The sequence below is a fragment of the Peribacillus simplex genome (assembly GCF_001578185.1).
In the GTDB taxonomy this organism is placed as follows: Bacteria; Bacillota; Bacilli; order Bacillales; family DSM-1321; genus Peribacillus; species Peribacillus simplex_A.
Window position 1 is genome coordinate 3,962,453 of the sequence record NZ_CP011008.1, and the last position, 20,099, is coordinate 3,982,551.

Consider the following 20,099-nt stretch of genomic DNA (forward strand, 5'->3'; position numbering starts at 1 on the left):
GAACATAGAAAAGTTTAAATCTTCTGCCACTTGTCCGAAGCCGGGAAATATTTATAGAGTCTTTACGGAAGGGCCTCCCTAGAAAAGGTTTCCCCAGGATTAACATCCTTAGGCCCGCCAATCAATGGAATAATAAAAGGCCGGATTCCCTACCTAAGGGATCCGGCCTTTATCAATCATTCATTAATGGCTTTGCTTAATGAATCATATGTAATCCGCCAATGAGATTCATTCCAGGCCGGTTTTCCACTTTTAAAAAGGATGGCCTGAGGTGATTGATGTTTGATATCAAATGTTTCTGCCACATAATTGGATAGTGGACGAGCTTCCTGAACGGCTAAATAGGCCGTTTTAAGTTGTTCGTTCTCTAAGATGTACTTTTCATATTGTTCATATGCTTCAGCACTGACCGGGCATGTTACGCTATGCTTGAAAAGTAGGAAAGTATCCTCTTTTAAAAGCTGATTGAATTGTTCTTCTGTTTCAATTTTGGTAATCTTCATAATGCATCTCCTTTCCTTGTACATATAAATTTTACCATCAAAAAGGCGGTGAAGCCACCGAAGCGCTTCACCGCCTTATTCTACGTAACTTTATGTCACTTCATCCCTTTTAAAAGAATGGAGGGTCAAGAATTTATTTCGTTAGTTTATTCTCTGTTTCATCAAATGCCTTTTTCGCTTCATCAAGTTTTAATTTTGCCGTATTCTTGTTTCCGCTTGTAGGATCGGCAGGATCAGTTTCCGGGTTGCTGCCGTTAGCAAAATTCGTTTCTACAGATACGATAGGGGAATCGGAAGTTCCCGTCACATCTATATCCTTATTGCTCGAATTTGTCGTATCATCAGCAGAGTCGCCGTTTTCTTTTCCCGTTTTTAGTCTTTTCACTTTATTAACGATATTTGAAGATTTATTTGAAACGATTTCCGTTACGGAGCTTGTTTTTTCTTTTGCAGTATCAGCAAGAACCGTACCTTTTTCCATCGCCGTTTGTCTTAATCTCTCCGTTTTCTCTGAAATGTTTTTAGCTTGTTCATTGAAATCGTTCCTTAGTTCCTTGCCTGTTTTGGGAGCCATGAACAAAGCAGTGGCCGCTCCGATCATCCCGCCGATCAAGGCGCCAATCATAAAGTCCTTAGAATTGATCGAGTCGCGTTCGTCCTCATATGATTTCTGATAGTCCTTTGTCTGAAATTCTTTTTGAGTCATAATACATTCCCCTTTCAATTTTCAGTTCATTTTTTATATAACTAGATTTATGATCTAGAACGTAAAAACCTTTTTTTAGGCAGGTTATCGGTTTCCAGTGCTTCCCTTTCTAATTCCGCACTTTCAGTTGGGGTTGGGGCAGCCTGTTTGCTTCTAGTCTTCCATTTATCCCTAATCTCTAAAGCTACATTACTCCATTGTACAATCTGTGAGATTCGTTCTTGATTATTATCAATCTCAGCCTGCACTTTATGGGAAACCTTTTGGATGGAAGAATTAAAGCTTGAGATGGATGTACCTACATCCTTCACAGCATCCACCACCGTGTTCAGGTTTTCTGACTTTTGCTGCAAATCTTCAGCCAACGTATTCGTTTTATGTAATAGCTGGGTAGTTTCGAGCGTTATGCCCTGCATTTGGCTCTCTAGTCCTGTCAGCGTCCGGGCCACACTGTCCAGGGTTGTTTGAAGCGATGTCAGTACCTTTGTCAGGAAAATAACAAGGACCAAAAAGGCTATCGCTGCAACAGCAGCACTTACGTATAAAATAATCTCCATTGGAACACCTCCGAAAAAATCGACTTATTTAGTAGCTGTTAGATATTAATTACCCCTTCCCTATTATTATAAACGTATTTATTTTTTCAATATACCCCATCAAACCCTAATCTGGAAATATTGTTGCCTGCATCCAGTTCCTCCATGAAATTCATGGGGTGACACTTATGGCTGGAAATCGGGTATGATAGAAAGATAAGTCGAATTTAAACAATGGAGGTATTTTTATGAAAGATCCCAGAATTGAAACATTGGCTAAAAATTTAATCAATTATTCCGTGAAGCTTCAAAAAGGTGAAAGAATCTTGATCGAAAACTTTGGATTGCAGCGTGAACTTGTTAACGCCCTTGTGAATGAAGCCTATGCAGCTGGTGGTTACCCATTCGTCCTTTTAAAGGATCACCAAGTCGATCGTGCCTTGTTGATGGGTGCCAAAGAAGAACAGTACAAGATGATGGGTGAGTTTGAAGCAAACGTAATGAACCAGATGGATGCCTATATCGGGCTTCGTGCCGGGGATAATATCAATGAACAATCCGATGTCCCTCCAGAGAAGATGGCGATTCATGGACAGACAGTCGGTAAAGTACATAGAAATATCCGCGTGCCAAAAACAAAATGGGTCGTACTTCGCTACCCGACAAATTCCATGGCCCAATTAGCCAAAATGAGCACTGAAGCATTTGAAGACTTTTATTTCGAAGTCTGCAACCTCGACTATGGCAAAATGAGCGCAGCAATGGACAGTCTTGTCGAATTGATGGATAAAACGGATAAGGTCCGCTTAACCGGGCCCGGAACGGATCTAACCTTCTCCATCAAAGACATTAAAGCCATCAAATGTGCAGGTGAGCTGAACATTCCTGACGGTGAAGTATATACGGCTCCTGTTAAAGATTCCATCAATGGAGTGATTTCGTATAATACTCCGTCCCCTTATCAGGGCTTTACTTTTGAAAACGTGAAGTTAACATTCAAGGATGGAAAAATCGTTGAAGCGGCTGCGAATGATACGGATCGCATCAACAAAATTTTTGATACTGATGAAGGCGCACGATATGTCGGTGAATTTGCAATTGGTGTAAATCCTTATATTCTACACCCGATGCAGGATATCCTCTTTGATGAAAAAATTGATGGAAGTTTTCATTTCACTCCCGGACAATGCTATGATGATGCCTTTAACGGAAACCATTCAGACATTCACTGGGACCTGGTCAACATTCAACGCCCAGAATACGGCGGAGGGGAAATCCATTTTGATGACGTCTTGATACGTAAGGACGGGCGCTTCGTTTTACCTGAACTGGAAAATTTAAATCCAGAAAATTTAAAATAACAAAAATTCCAATAAAAAAACGACCGACCCGTGCTAACGGATCGGTCGTTTTTTTATTTTACCTGCAGTGAATGCTCGTAGGCTGCTTGGAACTTCTGAATGTCCCCCGCACCCATGAATAACACGACACTGTTTTCATGATTTTGCAATATTGCAGTTGTGTTCTCCGTTATCAGCTCGGCACCTGGAATTTTATCTTGAAGGTCCTCAATCGACAACTTCCCTTGATGTTCACGGGCAGATCCAAAAATTTCACATAAGTATACTTTGTCGGCCAAATTCAAGCTGTCGGCGAATTCATCCAGGAATGCCTGCGTTCTCGAGAAAGTATGCGGTTGGAATACCGCAACAACCTCACGCTCTGGATATTTCTGACGCGCCGAGTCCACAGTTGCAGAGATCTCGGTCGGATGGTGTGCATAATCATCAATGATGATCTGGCTTCCGATTTCCTTTTCGGAGAACCTGCGTTTAACTCCGCCAAAAGTCCGCAATTGGGCTTTCACAGCTTCTTTATCCAAGTTTTCATATTTACAAAGTGCAATGACACCAAGTGCGTTCAACACATTATGCTTTCCAAAGGTAGGAATAGTGAATGTATCATAGTAATTGTTCCTTACGTGCACATCAAAAGTGGTGCCATCCGGAGTGACGGAAACATTTTTCGCTTGGAAATCATTTCCTTCTGCAAATCCGTAAAAAATAACTGGTACTTTAGCCTGAATATGTGGTAAATGCTCATCATCCCCGCACGCAAAAATGCCTTTGTTGACTTGAAGGGCCATCGTTTGGAAAGCCTCGAACACGTCTTCGACATTGGCGTAATAATCAGGATGGTCAAAATCGATATTCGTCATGATTGCATAATCCGGATAATATGAAAGGAAATGACGGCGATATTCACATGCTTCGAATACGAAGTAATCAGAATTCACGATTCCTTTACCCGTTCCATCCCCAATCAAAAAGGATGTCGGTTTAGGCCCGCCCATTACATGGGCCAGTAAGCCGGTCGTCGATGTTTTACCATGCGCTCCCGTAACCGCCACGCTGATAAAGTTTTTCATGAAATCACCTAGGAAACGGTGATAACGGATGATCGGCAAACCAAGTTCCTTTGCCTTCATGATTTCCGGATGACTATCCGGAAACGCATTTCCTGCAATGATGGTCATTCCAGGTTGAATATTTTCCTCGTTAAAAGGAAGGATTTTAATCCCGGCTTTTTCTAATGCCAATTGTGTAAAAAATTCTTTTTCGTAGTCGGAACCCTGCACTTCAATATTCATATCATGCAGTATTTGTGCAAGAGCACTCATACCCGACCCTTTAATTCCCACAAAATGGTAAGCAGTCATAAAGCGAACCTCCACCAATCGTCTACCTGTATGACAGTATATGACGTCATCTTTTATTTGTTTTTTCATTACGAGACTTGTTAGAAACGCAATTTCTTCATAGTTTTTCATGCTTATATTTTCAATCTTTCATCAACAAAAAACTATTATATCACTTTTTTATTCATTCATCCATGTCAGGGAGGTTCCAATTTATAAAATCATTGGCTTTTGCCTCAATTAACGTGATAATAACAAGGTTTTCACCCTTTTACATTATATACAATTTCCTTTTAATAGGTTCTCTTAATTAACATGTAAAAATTCCAGTTCTTCTTCCGTAATCAAAACATCCCTGGGCCTTGAGCCCCTGGATTCAGAAACGACTCCTTGCTGCTCCATCATTTCTATTAAACGCGCTGCACGGTTGTAACCGACACGGAAGCGCCTTTGGACACTCGATGCAGATGCAGCCTGTTGGCTCACGACAAATTCACATGCCTCGAAAAATAGTTCATCCGCTTCTTCCGTGACCTGGGCCCTGTTCAACAAGTCTTCCTGTTCAAACAGATATTTAGGCTGCTGCTCCAGTTTGACATGGTTGACAACTTGATCGATTTCTTCATCACTTACAAAAGTCCCTTGCAGGCGAACCGTTTTTGAAGAGCCGTTTTCAGCAAATAACATATCGCCTCTTCCCAACAGTTTTTCCGCACCTCCGCTATCGATGATCGTACGGGAGTCGACTTGTGAAGAAACCGAAAAAGCGATCCTTGTCGGGATATTTGCCTTGATCAATCCAGTTATGACATCGACAGACGGTCTCTGAGTGGCTACAATCAAATGAATGCCACAGGCCCGGGCCTTTTGAGCAATCCGGCAAATCGCTTCCTCTACATCAGCCGGGGACATCATCATTAGATCCGCAAGCTCATCGATGATCACTAGGATATAAGGCAGCTTGCTTGAAAATTGACCGGCTTTTTCCGCTTGGTCATTAAAGCGGGTGATATCACGTACACCTGCATGTACAAACAATTCATAACGCCGTTCCATTTCCTCTACCGCCCATTTAAGCGCGGCCGTAGCCGCTTTTACATCGGTTATGACTGGACTGACCAAATGCGGGATTCGATTATATGGGGCAAGTTCGACCATTTTGGGATCGATCAACAGCAATTTCAACTCCTGCGGCGTCGCTTTATACAGCAAGCTTACCAGCATGGTGTTGATACAGACACTTTTCCCCGATCCCGTTTGCCCGGCTATCAATCCATGCGGCATCTTCCTCAAATCCGTGATTATCGGCTGACCGGATATATCTAGTCCCAAAGCCACAGCAAGCGGTGATTCATGCTCTTGAAACTCATTACTTTCCAAAACCTCCCGCAAAAATACCGGCTTGCTTTTCCTGTTCGGAATCTCGATCCCAATTGTATGTTTACCCGGTATAGGCGCTTCCATCCGCATATCCTGAGCGGCAAGGCTTAATTTGATGTCATCCATCAGGTTCGTCACTTTATTCACCTTCACACCGGGTTCCGGATGCACCTCGAATCGGGTTACTGCCGGTCCTTGAGTGACATTGACGACCTTAGCACGGACATTGAAGTTTTTCAAGGTCTCATCAAGTAATAAAGTCTGTTCTTCGAGCCACTCATCATCATGCACAGCATAAGTGGGAGGTGTCAGCAACTCGATATTCGGAAACACATAATATGGATTATCATCGGCTTCAACGGAACCAAACACTTCCGGGGTATCGCTCTGCCAACCTTCTGCTGAAGCCCCTGTATTATCAGCTTCTTGATTCCCATTTTCAGAAATGTGATGTTCCTGTTCAAATGCAGGCTTAAAGACAGGAGTCGAACCGATATTGGATTCAGCTGTTTTGTCAGGCACTGCGACCGTTACGTTGCCATATTCAGTATCCACTAAGGTTGAGGGTCCTTGAATGACCGGAGTCTCCTCCTTCGACATAACTTTGCCATCCTCCGGTTCCCGTTCAGGAATGGAGGATGGTTTCGCTTGTCCTGCCTCCGTTTCATCAGCATTGATCAGAGATCGCTTATCAGGTGAAACGATTACCCTTTCGGCATTAGGGCTTTTTTTTTCCGGCAGCATTTTATTCATGAACTCATTTTTTTCCCGGTCTTGCTTAAGCATCATCACATTAAATGGGATATGTTTTTTCGGACGATTAGGCTGTTCCGGTTTTGCCTCTGATGGATCACTTTCTGGATGGATCCCTTGACTTACAGGTGGTTGAGTCGATTGTACCGGGACCGATATAGCTTCAGCCGGCTTGTCCATGATGGATACAGCGACTTCGCGTCCAAAATCAATTGGGTCCTGTTCATAAGACTCTTTTTCTTCCGCATGCTCATCTATAACAGGCTCACTTACTGCTTCTTCAGGTCGTGCCTCAATGGACTTCTTACGAAAGAAAGCGGGTATCTCCGCCCCTTCCCTTTTTTTTTCCGCTTGCTCTTGTACAAGAACAGATGGTTTTATCGTCAATTCCTCAAAGGCTTTTGGGGTTTCAGGGATGGATCTTGGAATCTCAATATCGGGTTCTTCTTTATTAAGGACGGGCAATTTGCTTTCTAATTCATATTCGACAATTCCTTCAGAAGGGATTATCTTTTTTTCCGGACGACGGAACCCATAAATGGGTGAAGGGATTTCCGTTGGGCGGAATGGAGTATTTGAAGGGACTATTTTCGAGTTTTCCTCCCGATCTAAGCTTCTCCGTTTTGTTTCGGGATCCCTAACAGGCCTTCTCGTTTCTTTGGTCACATTCCCCTGCTCTGGTTCGTGATTTTCCCTGTTTCTTTCCCTAGGCTTTCTTTTTTTCTGCTCCCGGTCAGGAATGAGCGGAAACTTGAACTGTCCTTTGGGATATTGAAACAGGATTTTCGTATCCGGATCTGGAGTCTGTGACATTTTTTCCACTGTTTGATTGTAAACTTTTATTTCTTCTTTCTTTGACTTCGGTAGCTTCGAAAAATCCATATTTCTTAATGTCTCTTCATCAAGCGGTTCATCTATAATAATTTCTTCGATTTCAATAATTTCCTCTGCTTGGAACCATTTTTTCATCTTATTTAGCCATTTCAAACGTATCACTCTTTCTACATCTGTAGTTATGTAACTAATTCTACCAGTTATTTTTAAAATATCGAGAAAATTTAAGCTAAATTGGGATTTGTATCTGCTTTTTTATCGTATTCTTTACAAAAACTCTACCTATTCCGCAGAACTCCTATCCTATTAAACCCCTTGTGGAATGAGTTTAAACCTATCCATTGTGAAATACCCTCAGCCTCTAGTCTACTATTAAAATAAAACACCGCTGTTAAATCACCTTTACAATGAGATTAAGTTTACATGCAAACCGGGTGGAGACTGGTCAAATCATTGCATCATCCTTCACGGAACCTCCGGTGGCATCCAAACTGCCGAAGCCTATAAAACACCGTTCGTTAATACTGAACCGTGTTTTGTGGGTTCCAACGTTTTTTTGCAAAAAAAGACCAATGGTACTATTCCCATTCATAAAAGCTGCTTACAACCTGCGCCACTGATTTGGAAGCGATCAAAGGGCATCTTCATCAATATCGAATTTAGGATGGTGATTGAATTATGCCTTCTCCATCCCTTTCAGTTTACAGCCGATGTAAAAGAAGCAGCCTGGAATCTTTTCTGCATAATACGAAAAATCTTCTGAACCTGAGAAAATCGGAAATTCCTAACCTTCTTAAGATCTTTGTCATTCATGCTTTCCAGGCTATTTTTCACGAAACCAGTCAGTTCAGGGTCCTTGTTGGAAAATGCTTCACTTTCTTTTAGTTCAACTCTATTAAACTTGTATATACTTCTCCATAAAAAACAGGACCGCTGCCAAGCTGGAGTTTTCCATGCTGACACGGTCCTTATGTTTTGCAAGATATTATAGTTCACGCTTTTTGTTTTTACCCAAAATGAAGATGGGCTCCAGCTCATTTTCTTCATAAAGGAAAGATAGAGCCGTTATCGGTACATGACCGCTGGCAAAGAAGCTCATGGCCATTTGCGCAAGAATATCATAACCCGTATCATTCTTCACATCGGCAATGATGATGACATCCTGATGCGGAATGGCCACGGCCATGGTTCCCTCGACCTTATCCTTCATTTCCCGGAGCCAGGATTCATTTAGGATTCTGCTGGCATCATATCCGTCATTCGTGTTCAAAAAATAAAATGCATTACCTGCAACGATATCCGACTTCATTTCAGTTGAGAGGGAACGGGCATTGAAAAGGGCAATTTCACGGATCCTGTCACCCTGCCAATTTTCCCGTTGAAGCATCTTTTCATCTATAAGGCGGTAGGTCTTCCCTAAATCAAGGGCATAGAAAATCCGGGTTTCAGCCGTATGATCATCGAATAAAAATGGATTTCCGTCTTCCGATTCCATAGGAAAGGAGGTTGAGCGGATGACTGGGAAAATGGATTTCTCCTTGCCTTCCATGCTGTGATCTTCCCCCATTACATTCAGGGCCTCTTCCACATAATAGGTAATTTCATCGATGGCTTTTTCCTGTACGTTTTCATAGTTAGCAAGTACAGGAGGCAACTCGATGGTGATCCCCTTCCCGGTCTTCACATTTTCCACACGTAACGTATCTTGCTTGCTATCGAATTTGAAAGTGCGATTAACATCTTTTAAACGTTCCTTCAAGATATTTTTCAGCTTCGTGCTGTCCATTTTCATGATTGACCCTCCTCTTCATTGAAAAATCCCCTGCGAGAAGGGGAAATTGATTATAGTGATTGAATGAATTCCTCAATTTGTTCTTGTGTTTTTCGGTCCCTGCTCACGAATCTACCTAGCTCTTTGCCATTATCATAAGCGATGAAACTTGGTATACCGAATACATCATTAGCTGCACACACATCGATGAATTCATCACGGTCCACATGAATGAACGTAAAATCAGGAAATTTCGTTTCAATCTCCGGGATTATCGGTTCGATTACACGGCAATCTCCACACCATGCTGCTGAAAAAAGAAAAATATGTTTGCCTTCATTTTTTAATGCATCAAATTGCTCAATAGTTTGTAAATTTTCCACTTGAATATTCCTCCTGCTCTAAATGACAGTTTATATAATCCCATCATACCAGACTCTCCCCGAATCAACCATTAATATGGATCGGTTGAATGGCCGGAAAGTTCGGGGTGCATTTTATTTTTGGGGCACAGATGAAACGACTTGCATCATTTGTTTCGCATCGGTTTTTAAGTCGTCTTTATCCGTTTCGGTTGTCAGCTTGACCGCACCGATCCCCACCGCAAGCTCATACTTTTCCTTCGATGCCTCTTTTATCGAGATAAAGCCGAATTTTTCATCATTTTGAAAAGAATGCAGCACTAAATATTGATCCCCCTGCAACTTTGTTGCCAAAAATAATACGGAGCTGTCTTCCTTTTCATTTGGATTGACAAATAATATATAGGCCTTATCACCTTTTTGTAAAATCAAATTATTTTCATGTTCTTCTACTACATTAAAATCCTTTGGCAGATAGACCTGAATAAGCCCTGCCTCGATATTGGGCTGTTTTTCATCATCACGAAAAGCCACTTCAGCAGCCTTCATCGCCTTTTCGGTTTGTCTCTCGATGCCTGAGCAACCAACAAGCAAACTGCCAATTAACACGAAAACAAGAAATTTTTCATTCGATAAAGCCATCGTCATTCCTCCAGCCTTCTCTTGTACTCACTTATGGATACTATTATCCTTATTTATGGAATTCATCCATTTTCTAAAAAACATGATACAATGAAAGCAATTTAAATACCGAGGAGGAAAACTATGAAATTAACCGTGTATCTTGCCGGGGAGATTCATTCGAATTGGAGAAGTGAGTTGAGAGATAAGGCCGCTGCCTTGAAGCTTCCCTTAGAATTTGTCGGTCCGATGGAAAACCATGAACGCTCCGATAATGTTGGTGAAGATATTCTCGGAGAACAGCCGAACCCTATTCTGAAGGATGCCGCCGCTTCCCAAATCAATAATTTGCGGACAGGTCTTATGATGAAAAAAGCTGATCTTGTCGTCGCTCTGTTTGGCGAGAAATATAAACAGTGGAATACTGCCATGGACGCTACCACCGCCGTTTCCCTGGGTAAACCGCTTATTTTGATTCGCTCAGAATCCCATCATCATGCCTTAAAGGAATTATCGGAAAAGGCGAGTGTCACGGTCGAATCCGTGAACCAAGCCCTGAAGGTGCTCTCTTATATTTTTGAAGATGGGCGGTAATTCTTCCTGGCCAAGAGCTTGACCGCCTTTGTGGATTGATTGATAACGAGAAAAGGTCTATACCCAAATAAAAAGCTTGTAGGGAAAGTGAGATGAACCTAATCTCCCTACAAGCGAAAAACAATATTTTATGATTTAAAACTTATCCCTTTCTAATGGGAATCCAAATTTCCGAATAATAATCAGGATTTGATGCGTCATCATTCGCATATACTTCCAATTCAGGAGTCCCGGCATGTTCATAACCGCTGGTAGGGAACCATTCGGAAAAAATTTGCTTCCAGGCTTTTTGAATGGCATCCGGCATTGGCCCGTGGACTTCAAATACAACCCATTTGGAAGCCGGTATCGTAAGTGTTGAAAACTCTTCAGGCACTTTCCCGGTATACTCTGCACCTATCCAGTAATCCATTGTTTCATTTTTTTCCACTGCCCGCTTATCGACACATACACCAATCAAGCCATCTATTTGGCCATTATTCAACTTCCCTAACCTATCGCTGGTTCCATCCGCATTCACTTTATCCCACAACATCGGAATCCCAACCAAATTTTCTTCATTAACCAAGGAAAACTCTTGCTGGATGCCAATCAATTGAAAGGAATCCCTTTCGAGGATACTGTATTTCATCGGTTTTGCCCCTTTCAAAATCACCTGTATCACCAGGCGTTCATAGAATTTCAGCTTCCCCATATACTTTCGGGCTTCACTTGGAGATACTCCATGCTGCCTTCGAAAAGCTTTTGAGAATGCCTCGGGAGTGTCATAGCCATACTTGTAGGCTAAATCAATGACCTTGCCATTTGTGGATGAAATCTCCTGGGCCGCTAATGTCAATCTTCGACGCCGGATATATTCACCAATCGAAATATCCGTTAAAATGGTGAATGTCCTTTGAAAATGAAAAGCTGATGCATTCGCTTGCCTGGAAATGCTCTCGATTGTCAGATCCTCCAATAAGTGCTCCTCGATATACTCGATCGCCTTCTGGATTGATTCAACCCACCCCATTCCGCTCACCCCTTGTCATTTATACTAGCAACCCCGCTCATTAAAATCCTGTCAGATCCTGCTCTGTTTTGGCAGTATTCTTTTTTCATGCTTCGAAACCCGAATTCGCCGATCCGAGGTATGCATTCTGTCATGACATGATTCAAAAATCCTCTTTTTTCATTTTCAGCTTATACTCGTGTTGACCGGCAAGCATCCTCATGATATGAAGGAACATTTCCCCCCTGGTGATTCGCTCATTTGTAAACACCCCGATCGCCCCTTCCTTTTTACTAATATTCTCTTGCTTTGTGAAGGCGTCCATCACCGGGCCCAACTCTTGACCGCCCAGCAGCTTCTCAGCAACAATTTTGGGTAGTGGGATTCTCGCTCCGCCAGCTACAAAGACCTTACCGTCTCTCGTGGCCATCGCACCCCAATTACACAGAAATAGGCCCTGTTCCATTTTCACGACACCGCCTTCAAGTCCGATACCGATTTCAGCATCACTGTGAATCAAGCAATTCCGGGCACGTGTCATTGCCCCATCCAACGTTTCCTCATCTGAAAATGGCTGGTCCGAGACCCCGCTTTCCACTTGAAGCGAAATGATTTCAGCTTCTACATATACATCAAGCACTGCCTTTACTTTCGCCGGATTTTTACTGCCTACTGCTATTTTCAATATACTTACCTTCCTTCTATGTAAAAAAAAGCTGCTGGAAAAGGATACATGACAGCATCCCTTTCCATTTCAGCTTCCTCCATCAACCGTTATTTATCAAAGTCTCAAATGTCGATTTATCGCAGGAACGAACCAATTTCCCAATCAGTTCACGTGCAGCGGCATAATCATCAATATGAATCATGGATGCATGTGTATGAATATAGCGGGAGCAAATACCAATCACCCCGCTTGGAATTCCTTCATTTGCAATATGGACCTGCCCTGCATCCGTGCCTCCTTGGGAAACGAAATATTGATACGGAATATCATTCGATTCTGCCGTATCAAGGATGAATTCCCTCATGCCGCGATGCGTAACCATCGAACGATCAAAAATGCGGAGTAGTGCCCCTTTCCCTAGCTGGCCAAATTCACTTTTACTGCCGGACATATCATTCGCCGGACTTGCATCTAAAGCGAAGAAAAGATCCGGTTTGATCATATGAGCTGCAGTCTGCGCACCCCGTAATCCCACTTCCTCCTGCACGGTTGCTCCGGAATATAAGATATTCGGTAATGTTTCATCTTTTAAATCTTTTAACAATTCGATTGCAAGTCCGCACCCGTATCGATTATCCCACGCTTTTGCAAGGATTTTTTTCTCATTGGCCATCGGCGTGAATGGACAAATCGGTACAATCTGCTGACCGGGCTTAATACCGATTCGCTTCACGTCTTCCTTATCATCCGCCCCGATATCAATCAGCATATTTTTGATATCCATCGGTTTTGAGCGTTGCGAATCATCAAGCAAATGAGGAGGAATCGAACCGATTACACCAATGACCGGGCCGTTATCGGTAATGATTTCGACTCTTTGGGCCAAAAGCACTTGACTCCACCAGCCTCCAAGGGTCTGAAAACGAATCATTCCATTTTCCGTTACGGAAGTGACCATGAAGCCCACCTCATCCATATGCCCGGCAACCAGGACAGTCGGCCCTTCTTCATTCCCTCTTTTTAAGCCAAATATTCCGCCAAGGCGGTCTTGGACGACTTCATCCGAATACTTTTCCAGCTCACTCCTCATGAAACTCCGAACTGCATGTTCATTTCCCGAGGCTCCTGGTAATTCCGTCAATGTTTTAAATAGTTCTAAAGTCTCATGATTCATTTTTTTACCCCTAACCTATGTATTGTATTGTTACTTACTATTTTACAGAACTTAGCTTCATGTTACACTAGAAAGTTCTAATTTATCAGTTAATGGTTAAAATTTCAAATTATTAGTCAAATAATGTGTTCTTCTGTATACTAGTGGGAGTGGTTTTAAAAAATGCAATGGAGGAGAAATAAATGAATTGGAAAACGTTTTTACTAGGTACTGCAGCCGGGTTTGCCGCTGGCTATGCAACAAAACAAATATTGGATCAATCAAGTAAACCTTCTCCGGATAAAGTCTTGGCCCAAGTGAAGGAAACAGTCAAAAAGGATGGAAATATATATGGCTCATGGATCTTGATGAAGCCGGAAAACTATACAAAAAATGATTTGGACTATGAAGTGTACAAAGGCGGGATCACTAGAAACACAGAGGGACAACGCGAGCAATTCGAATTTATTGCAGATGCCTCTACTGGAACGATATTGGAACTTAATGTACAAAATGATTGATACAAAAAGGAGGGCAGTCAAAATGACGTCCTCCTTTTGCTTTCCCGCTTACCGTTTCCGTTTCAATTCGGCTATTATATCCTTGCCCGTTACATCCCACTTGATGGCACAATAGTGGGCATCATGGTAAAAGCTGTACCAGGACCCATTTTCGAGTCCGGATTTCATCCATTTTTCCTTCGCCTCGATGGAAGTCATAGGATAGTCGTCATAAGCGAGGACCCAGAGGACATTCGCATGCGCGTGCGTCGGCATGATATCTGCCATGTGGATCAATCTATCTCCGCCATCTTCAATGATGATGATTGCATGTCCATCACTATGACCCCCAGTATGGACCATTTTAATGCCGTCCGTAATTTCTTGCTCCCCTTCAAAAGGACGAATAAGAGAAGCGACAGCCTCCCAGTTTTCTGCCCAATATGTACTTTTTGAACGAATATTCGGGTTTTGCATTTCTTTCCATTCAGTTTGGGTCGTAATAATTTCTGCACGCTCGAAAACAGGAACCCAATTTTCACCTTTACGTTTCGTTAAACCGCAGGCATGGTCGAAATGTAGATGCGTCATTAAAATGTAATCGATATCATTTGGCTGAATCCCAAGTCTGCCAAGATCTTCAACAAGATTGGATTCCTCCGTCACCCCAAAATTCCGTCTTTGCTTGTCATTCATCTTTCCATTACCAATACCGGAATCTATAAGCATGTTCAATCCATTTGCCTGCACTAAAATCGGATCGGTACGTAACTCGATTTGGTTATTTTCGTTAACAGGATACTTCTTGGCCCAAAGCGGTTTCGGTACAACACCGAACATCGCGCCACCATCCAAGTGAGTAACACCGCCATTCAACCATGTTAATTTAATTTCCCCTATTTGCATCGTTTCCATTTTACCCCTCCTCTTCCTTTAGTTTAACACCCGCTTCCAGATATTGAAATTGATAACAATCCATCTCGTTCTCGTAAATCCTGGAAATCCATAGTAGGACAATAATGGTGGATACATTTCAATATAATCTCTCTTGAGTTTCCTTGACATCCTTGATGATTAACAGCATTAATCCTGTCTTTTACATAAGGGAGATATGAACATTTTTTGATTTTAACAAACTAAAAACCAGATGCTGTGCACCTGGTTTCTGAACGATGATTATTGGAACATTGCTTCCAATCGGTATATCCGGTTGCCTTTACTCGAGAACTTTTCTTCATATTCAGTCATGATATTCCCTTCAAAACTGCTGTTATGCAGATCAAGACTTACATATTTCAAGAGCATGCCGTATTCGGAAATACTCTTCAAGGAAGATTCGAATAACCCTTGGTTATCCGTCTTGAAATGAATCTCGCCGTTGTCTGGCAGGATTCCTTCATATACTTCGAGGAATGTCTTATACGTTAACCGACGTTTTGCATGGCGTGATTTTGGCCATGGATCAGAGAAATTCAAGTAGACGCGATCCACGTCACCTTTTGCAAAATATTCGCCTAAGTTCGCTGCGTCAACATTCAACAGCTTTAAATTCGGAACTTCTGCTTCAATCAGCAAGTCCAGTGCAGCTACAATGACGCTTCTATATACTTCAATTCCAATGAAATTCACATCAGGATGGGCTTTTGCCATTTCTGTAATGAAACGGCCTTTCCCCGTACCCACTTCAATATATAACGGATTATCGTTACCAAAAACTTCATGCCATTTACCTTTATGGCTCACTGGCTGATGAATTACATATTGTGGAAAATCATTCAAACGGTCTTCAGCCCAAGGTTTATTTCTTAAACGCATGATGACACCCCTATTTATAATATAATCGTTCAAACCATAACACGAGTGGATGGATTCCTGCAAGTTGATTTTTTCAGGAAAAGCCTGCATGCACCCACTGAACAAATAAAAAAACTGCCGGCCATCCAGGCGACAGTCTCTGTAGTTTTCATGTATAAAACTTTCCGCAAAACACACCATAAATAAGTGAAGGGCAGGCGAGAACCACCTGGGAATCCCTAGAATCCATATTTAAGAAAGGAGAGGTATTAAATGCCGATTTCCCATGAACATCAAATGTCACTATTAAAAGATATATTAACCAATCATCAAAAAGACTGCTGCGGATCCGTTGCTGAATGTGAACAGGTTGAAAGGCTCGTAAAATCCTTAATGATCAACATGGATATTGACAGCAATGTGAAAACGATACTGACAGAGATTTACGAATACAGTCAGACAGGCATCGGTACCGCCGATTTGGATGCACATATATCCAACCACCAGAACGACTTGTCCCAGTGGGTGGATGATATAGATCAATTCTGATCAGTCAACCATCAATAATGCTTCAAGTTTTTGCAGTAGTTCATTTCTTTCCTCGTACCGCTTTCTACGATGATGCCATTGGATGGAAAGCACAAGTTGTGAAACCGTGTGCCATTTCATCCTCATCTCCAGGCCTGCGTCAAGCTTCTTGCCATAGCGGGCAAGCCATTGATTCCATTCTTCCCTTGGGACATATGAATACAGGAGTATGCCGAGGTCAATGGCCGGATCGCCAATGACCGCTCCGTCCCAATCAATCAGGAACAATCCGTCGGTTTCGGTCATGAGCCAATTATTATGGTTCACATCACAATGACAGACGACTTTTTCGTCGCATTCAATCAACAGGAGATTGTTCTGTAAAAAATGGATGGCATCCTTGATAATCGGAATATCCGTAACATCCGAAGTTAACCCGGTTTCTATGTCTGTAAGTATACTTTCAGGTCGTAAAGGGGATTTCCCAAGCCTTTTGAGCATGCTTAACAAAGGATTGGATTGATGAATTTTTTGAAGCAGCTTTGCGACTCTTATATTGTTCATTTCCTGCTGAGATAGCTCCCTGCCTTCCATCCAATGCTGGGCCGTAATTACATCCCCATTTTCCAGGCGTTTTGTCCACATTAACTTTGGAACAATGCCCTCAGCTGAAAGAACAGCTAAAAATGGCGATGAATTTCGTTTAAGGAAGAGCTTCTGCCCTTCTTTCTCGGCAATAAAGGCTTCTCCCGTAGCTCCTCCAGCAGGGGATATATCCCACTCCTGACCTAATAAATGTTCCAACTGGTTCACCTTCGATTTCCTCGCTTAATCATACAAATATGGGTACGTTCACCTAGTGTATGTAATACCACTACTTTGAGTCCATGTTTAATAAAAAATCCGCCTGCTGGCGAAGCTGCATATATACGTGCATCGGGATGATACCCGCAATTAAAAACATCCTCATTTAGAGAAATAAAAAAATAGCTATTGAGCAATTAAACAATAGCCATAAATTAAATTTTAGTTGAAAAACGGTTTCTTCGTCAAGTACTATAGAACGATTATACGCATAAAACAAAAACAAATAAATCATTTCATATTTTTGCATGGAATATCATCCTTGAACATGAAGCGGATTTTCTCTTTCAGAACCACTGCAGCTGCTTCATCCATTCCAACAATTTCCCCATCAGACTGGATTTTTACCGACACGTGATTCCTCATTGTTTTCATTTTACCAGAAAAAGAATCAACATTTTTAATATTTAGGTGAAATGAATTCGGTCAATAATTTCAATCATGTAATATCATGGACCGCAATCACATTCAACCTGACATCATCCAGCTTTGACATCGTTGAAATTTTCAATCTACCGCCAAAGTATGGCTGGCTCGCAATGACCATGAACCATACTGTTTCAAAAGCTGCCGATTTTCATCATACCGCTGGGCTGATAAGAAAATAACTTTTTTATAAAAATGAGCAGATAAATTAATTTACCCGCTCTGACGAAATTAAACCATTTTTTCAGAAGGGAACGGCCCCTTCAGCGGAAACTTCAGCATCAATTCCCATGCCAAGGCTATTCATAAAATAACCAACCTTATCATTCGACTCGAACTGTCTATTGGCCACTGCACTAAATCGTTATCCTAAAATAAAGGAAGGGTTCTTCCACACTCTCAGTTTTTTGAATGCCCCTTACATAATCATTGCCAGACCCAGCCGCAAGGGAGCCGATGATCTCATGAGAAAACCAATTGCGCCATTTATCATTTCATTAATGGTTGATCTCCCCAGCAGCGATCATCCGGGTTTCCTGATTTGTCCCTGATAGTATTTCCTTCGTCAATTTTAGCGTTGCCTCTTTTCCCTTGTAAAAAACACCTCATAGGGCACAGCTTTTGATTTCAGTATTTCCTCGGCTTTCTTCCCTGCCATTGGATTGACAATGAAATACAGCGTGTCATTAAGGGGCGGCATGTTCATTTCCCTCTGTTTGGTTATATTCGGCATCCCATTCAGGTCGCAGGCTGGATGTAGTTTGGCAATATTCCAGCAATGCCTGTGCGCCTTTTAACTGCTGTGCCTTAAGAGGAGATGATATATTCCGCAGCCTATCAAACCAATCCGGGAAGGTCCGTTTATCCAATATCGTAATATCATTAGGAGCTCTGGGATAATCCACATATCCATTCCGGGATAGAATCACCTTCTTAATCGGCACGTTCACTTCATAAAGCTCAAATAACTGGGAGACGATGTTCCCCATCCGATTTGCGCCCAGCAAAGGGCTGAGCACTTTTTTATCAGGATGCTTATGATGCCTGCGGACCCAGAACCGATCACCCCCACCGATGAAAGCAGCGTCTTCCTCAGCTTCCAGAAAAGTGATGCACCAAGCGTCAACTGGGGTCAATAAAATGACATCGACTTCAACAGGAGCATTTTTCAATAGAAAAATTGGTTTATATAATACAAGAAACGTATCCGGAAAACGCTGCAGAAAAAAGCGGAGCCTTTCATCCAAAAAGAATGATTGGTCCACAAATGACTTTTCTCGAAGCGTCGAACTTCCCCATTCCATTTGGAAGCGGAGCAATTGATTTAAAAAATTCTGCTTTAATTCATCCAGACTGGCCGGACGGAACGGAAACTTTAATGAAAATACATTCGTATTTTCAACTTGGTTCTGTATTACCAACTCTTCCGCCTCTGCCTCCTGTTCAGCCCTGTGGAATATGCCTTTCACCCTTTTAAACAGGCCCTTTGACCCTTCCTGTGAAGTATCAATCTTGACCTGTGTTCCACTTTCAGCATATTCGCTATACAACCGATCTAGCTCACCCGCATTATAAGCAGCCTTCAATGTATCCCATTGCTGTTTTTTCAACCGTGCAAATTGTGTTGGATATCGATAAATATCCTGCTCATACCGGGAAATATAATCCTGCATCTTTATGAGCTGTGCCATACAGCCACCACCCCTCTCACTCTATTTTTCAAGGGGTATCGTGAAAATCTTCTCGTATGACGGCGAGGCTCCAAGATGTGTTTGATATAACGCAACCTGGTCAGCTTCAAAATGCTTATCCTCCAAATTTGCCATCCGCCGGACGCTCTCCAACGAAAAGGGACTTTCCCCCTCAAATTTTCTTGCCAGCGTTATATGAGGCTTAAACGGCTTTTTATCAAGTTCAAAACCGGCCTCGATACATGAATTATAAATTTTTCTTTGAATGGTAAAAAGCCTTTCTTGCTGGTTGACATCTGCCCATAGAATCCTTGGACTCTCACTCTTGCCAAAACCGCCGATATCGCCGAGTTTCAAACCAAATGAGGCTTCATTAGCAAGCTTGCTCTCCACACGCTCCAAAGCTTCCTTTTTCAATGGATCGGGCGCATTGCCCAAAAATGCCATCGTAATATGATAATCGGCTGGATGCAGCCATTTCTTAAATGGAAAGTCTGACCTCAGCTGTTCCGTAACAGCATTTAAATAAGACTTAATATCATCAGGTAATACTAAAGCAAAGAAAAAATGAGTATTCATGGTCGCAAACATCCCTTCCTGTTTTCCCATTAATTTTACCATAATCCCCATTGCCTATACTTTCATGGACTTCCTTATAAATATTCCCTCCATCAAAAAAAGACTGGAATCCCTGCCTTCCATACTGTGAACGAAGCTATAGAGGAAG

The 20,099-nt window shown here is 42.1% G+C and carries 22 protein-coding genes and 1 pseudogene; 5 read left to right on the forward strand and 18 right to left on the reverse strand.

From position 1 onward, the window contains the following. Window positions 1–176 precede the first annotated feature (176 nt). The 3 genes from ytxJ to UP17_RS18485 form a co-directional block, all read right to left on the reverse strand. Complete coding sequence (gene ytxJ / locus UP17_RS18475) at window positions 177–503, reverse strand: bacillithiol system redox-active protein YtxJ (RefSeq protein ID WP_061464411.1); 327 nt, start codon at window positions 501–503, stop codon at window positions 177–179. Between the two features lie 133 nt (window positions 504–636). Continuing rightward, window positions 637–1,209, reverse strand: a complete 573-nt coding sequence (locus UP17_RS18480) for a YtxH domain-containing protein (protein ID WP_061464412.1) — start codon at window positions 1,207–1,209, stop codon at window positions 637–639. 47 nt (window positions 1,210–1,256) lie between these two features. Beyond that, entirely contained in the window at window positions 1,257–1,766 is a 510-nt protein-coding gene (locus UP17_RS18485; protein WP_061464413.1) for a DUF948 domain-containing protein, read from the reverse strand. Window positions 1,767–1,993: 227 nt separating this feature from the next. Here UP17_RS18485 and UP17_RS18490 point away from each other — a divergent pair, with 227 nt between their 5' ends. Continuing rightward, window positions 1,994–3,106, forward strand: a complete 1,113-nt coding sequence (locus UP17_RS18490) for an aminopeptidase (RefSeq protein ID WP_061464414.1) — start codon at window positions 1,994–1,996, stop codon at window positions 3,104–3,106. Window positions 3,107–3,159: 53 nt separating this feature from the next. Here the strand turns inward: UP17_RS18490 and murC are convergent, their stop codons facing one another. The 6 genes and pseudogenes from murC to UP17_RS18520 form a co-directional block, all read right to left on the reverse strand. Beyond that, window positions 3,160–4,464, reverse strand: a complete 1,305-nt coding sequence (gene murC / locus UP17_RS18495) for a UDP-N-acetylmuramate--L-alanine ligase (RefSeq protein ID WP_061464415.1) — start codon at window positions 4,462–4,464, stop codon at window positions 3,160–3,162. 285 nt (window positions 4,465–4,749) lie between these two features. Next, window positions 4,750–7,563, reverse strand: coding sequence for a DNA translocase FtsK (locus UP17_RS18500; protein WP_061464416.1), 2,814 nt, complete (start codon window positions 7,561–7,563; stop codon window positions 4,750–4,752). A gap of 425 nt (window positions 7,564–7,988) precedes the next feature. Then, window positions 7,989–8,194: pseudogene (locus tag UP17_RS29765) on the reverse strand (amidohydrolase); the annotation flags it as partial. A gap of 201 nt (window positions 8,195–8,395) precedes the next feature. Then, a complete protein-coding gene (locus UP17_RS18510; RefSeq protein ID WP_061464418.1) occupies window positions 8,396–9,202 on the reverse strand; it encodes a DUF1444 domain-containing protein in 807 nt (268 codons plus the stop codon). Window positions 9,203–9,252: 50 nt separating this feature from the next. Next, a complete protein-coding gene (locus tag UP17_RS18515; protein ID WP_061464419.1) occupies window positions 9,253–9,564 on the reverse strand; it encodes a thioredoxin family protein in 312 nt (103 codons plus the stop codon). Window positions 9,565–9,678: 114 nt separating this feature from the next. Next, window positions 9,679–10,185: a hypothetical protein gene (locus UP17_RS18520; protein WP_061464420.1), complete on the reverse strand. Its 507-nt coding sequence runs from the start codon at window positions 10,183–10,185 to the stop codon at window positions 9,679–9,681. A 123-nt stretch (window positions 10,186–10,308) separates the two neighbouring features. Between UP17_RS18520 and UP17_RS18525 the strand changes: the two genes are divergently transcribed. Then, the gene (locus tag UP17_RS18525; protein WP_061464421.1) at window positions 10,309–10,758 is read left to right on the forward strand and encodes a YtoQ family protein; all 450 of its coding nucleotides are present in this window, start codon (window positions 10,309–10,311) and stop codon (window positions 10,756–10,758) included. Between the two features lie 142 nt (window positions 10,759–10,900). Here UP17_RS18525 and UP17_RS18530 read toward each other — a convergent pair whose 3' ends face one another. From UP17_RS18530 to UP17_RS18540, 3 genes are all read right to left on the reverse strand, one after another. Next, window positions 10,901–11,770, reverse strand: a complete 870-nt coding sequence (locus UP17_RS18530; RefSeq protein WP_061464422.1) for an AraC family transcriptional regulator — start codon at window positions 11,768–11,770, stop codon at window positions 10,901–10,903. 142 nt (window positions 11,771–11,912) lie between these two features. Next, the gene (locus UP17_RS18535; RefSeq protein ID WP_061464423.1) at window positions 11,913–12,434 is read right to left on the reverse strand and encodes a DUF84 family protein; all 522 of its coding nucleotides are present in this window, start codon (window positions 12,432–12,434) and stop codon (window positions 11,913–11,915) included. Window positions 12,435–12,516: 82 nt separating this feature from the next. Continuing rightward, a complete protein-coding gene (locus UP17_RS18540) occupies window positions 12,517–13,590 on the reverse strand; it encodes a M42 family metallopeptidase (RefSeq protein ID WP_061464424.1) in 1,074 nt (357 codons plus the stop codon). 182 nt (window positions 13,591–13,772) lie between these two features. On the opposite strand from UP17_RS18540, the gene UP17_RS18545 reads away from it, so the two are divergent. After that, complete coding sequence (locus tag UP17_RS18545) at window positions 13,773–14,090, forward strand: PepSY domain-containing protein (protein WP_061464425.1); 318 nt, start codon at window positions 13,773–13,775, stop codon at window positions 14,088–14,090. A 48-nt stretch (window positions 14,091–14,138) separates the two neighbouring features. Here the strand turns inward: UP17_RS18545 and UP17_RS18550 are convergent, their stop codons facing one another. After that, window positions 14,139–14,984, reverse strand: a complete 846-nt coding sequence (locus UP17_RS18550) for a YtnP family quorum-quenching lactonase (protein WP_061464426.1) — start codon at window positions 14,982–14,984, stop codon at window positions 14,139–14,141. A 261-nt stretch (window positions 14,985–15,245) separates the two neighbouring features. Continuing rightward, the gene (trmB, locus tag UP17_RS18555) at window positions 15,246–15,884 is read right to left on the reverse strand and encodes a tRNA (guanosine(46)-N7)-methyltransferase TrmB (protein WP_061464427.1); all 639 of its coding nucleotides are present in this window, start codon (window positions 15,882–15,884) and stop codon (window positions 15,246–15,248) included. A 252-nt stretch (window positions 15,885–16,136) separates the two neighbouring features. Here trmB and UP17_RS18560 point away from each other — a divergent pair, with 252 nt between their 5' ends. Further along, window positions 16,137–16,412 carry a YtzH-like family protein gene (locus tag UP17_RS18560; protein ID WP_061464428.1) on the forward strand — a complete coding sequence of 92 codons (276 nt, stop codon included), beginning with the start codon at window positions 16,137–16,139 and terminating at the stop codon, window positions 16,410–16,412. Here the strand turns inward: UP17_RS18560 and UP17_RS18565 are convergent, their stop codons facing one another. Together UP17_RS18565 and UP17_RS29320 are read right to left on the reverse strand one after the other, a co-directional pair. Next, entirely contained in the window at window positions 16,413–17,195 is a 783-nt protein-coding gene (locus tag UP17_RS18565) for a phosphotransferase family protein (protein ID WP_061464429.1), read from the reverse strand. It abuts the gene before it with no gap. A 291-nt stretch (window positions 17,196–17,486) separates the two neighbouring features. Continuing rightward, a complete protein-coding gene (locus UP17_RS29320; protein ID WP_284149540.1) occupies window positions 17,487–17,609 on the reverse strand; it encodes a hypothetical protein in 123 nt (40 codons plus the stop codon). A 62-nt stretch (window positions 17,610–17,671) separates the two neighbouring features. On the opposite strand from UP17_RS29320, the gene UP17_RS18570 reads away from it, so the two are divergent. Further along, complete coding sequence (locus tag UP17_RS18570) at window positions 17,672–17,863, forward strand: hypothetical protein (RefSeq protein ID WP_061464430.1); 192 nt, start codon at window positions 17,672–17,674, stop codon at window positions 17,861–17,863. 504 nt (window positions 17,864–18,367) lie between these two features. Here UP17_RS18570 and UP17_RS18575 read toward each other — a convergent pair. Continuing rightward, window positions 18,368–19,372, reverse strand: a complete 1,005-nt coding sequence (locus tag UP17_RS18575; RefSeq protein ID WP_061464431.1) for a hypothetical protein — start codon at window positions 19,370–19,372, stop codon at window positions 18,368–18,370. 21 nt (window positions 19,373–19,393) lie between these two features. Next, the gene (thpR, locus tag UP17_RS18580) at window positions 19,394–19,951 is read right to left on the reverse strand and encodes an RNA 2',3'-cyclic phosphodiesterase (RefSeq protein WP_061466165.1); all 558 of its coding nucleotides are present in this window, start codon (window positions 19,949–19,951) and stop codon (window positions 19,394–19,396) included. Window positions 19,952–20,099 lie beyond the last annotated feature (148 nt).

Coding starts and splice junctions, on each gene's coding strand:
- UP17_RS18480 (WP_061464412.1), bottom strand. CDS start 1,209: ATGACTCAAAAAGAATTTCAGACAAAGGACTATCAGAAATCATATGAG.
- UP17_RS18545 (WP_061464425.1), top strand. CDS start 13,773: ATGAATTGGAAAACGTTTTTACTAGGTACTGCAGCCGGGTTTGCCGCT.
- UP17_RS18520 (WP_061464420.1), bottom strand. CDS start 10,185: ATGGCTTTATCGAATGAAAAATTTCTTGTTTTCGTGTTAATTGGCAGT.
- thpR (WP_061466165.1), bottom strand. CDS start 19,951: ATGAATACTCATTTTTTCTTTGCTTTAGTATTACCTGATGATATTAAG.
- UP17_RS18540 (WP_061464424.1), bottom strand. CDS start 13,590: ATGAATCATGAGACTTTAGAACTATTTAAAACATTGACGGAATTACCA.
- UP17_RS18490 (WP_061464414.1), top strand. CDS start 1,994: ATGAAAGATCCCAGAATTGAAACATTGGCTAAAAATTTAATCAATTAT.
- ytxJ (WP_061464411.1), bottom strand. CDS start 503: ATGAAGATTACCAAAATTGAAACAGAAGAACAATTCAATCAGCTTTTA.
- UP17_RS18575 (WP_061464431.1), bottom strand. CDS start 19,372: ATGGCACAGCTCATAAAGATGCAGGATTATATTTCCCGGTATGAGCAG.
- trmB (WP_061464427.1), bottom strand. CDS start 15,884: ATGCGTTTAAGAAATAAACCTTGGGCTGAAGACCGTTTGAATGATTTT.
- UP17_RS18485 (WP_061464413.1), bottom strand. CDS start 1,766: ATGGAGATTATTTTATACGTAAGTGCTGCTGTTGCAGCGATAGCCTTT.
- UP17_RS18530 (WP_061464422.1), bottom strand. CDS start 11,770: ATGGGGTGGGTTGAATCAATCCAGAAGGCGATCGAGTATATCGAGGAG.
- murC (WP_061464415.1), bottom strand. CDS start 4,464: ATGACTGCTTACCATTTTGTGGGAATTAAAGGGTCGGGTATGAGTGCT.
- UP17_RS18525 (WP_061464421.1), top strand. CDS start 10,309: ATGAAATTAACCGTGTATCTTGCCGGGGAGATTCATTCGAATTGGAGA.
- UP17_RS18510 (WP_061464418.1), bottom strand. CDS start 9,202: ATGAAAATGGACAGCACGAAGCTGAAAAATATCTTGAAGGAACGTTTA.
- UP17_RS18550 (WP_061464426.1), bottom strand. CDS start 14,984: ATGGAAACGATGCAAATAGGGGAAATTAAATTAACATGGTTGAATGGC.
- UP17_RS18570 (WP_061464430.1), top strand. CDS start 17,672: ATGAATTCGGTCAATAATTTCAATCATGTAATATCATGGACCGCAATC.
- UP17_RS18560 (WP_061464428.1), top strand. CDS start 16,137: ATGCCGATTTCCCATGAACATCAAATGTCACTATTAAAAGATATATTA.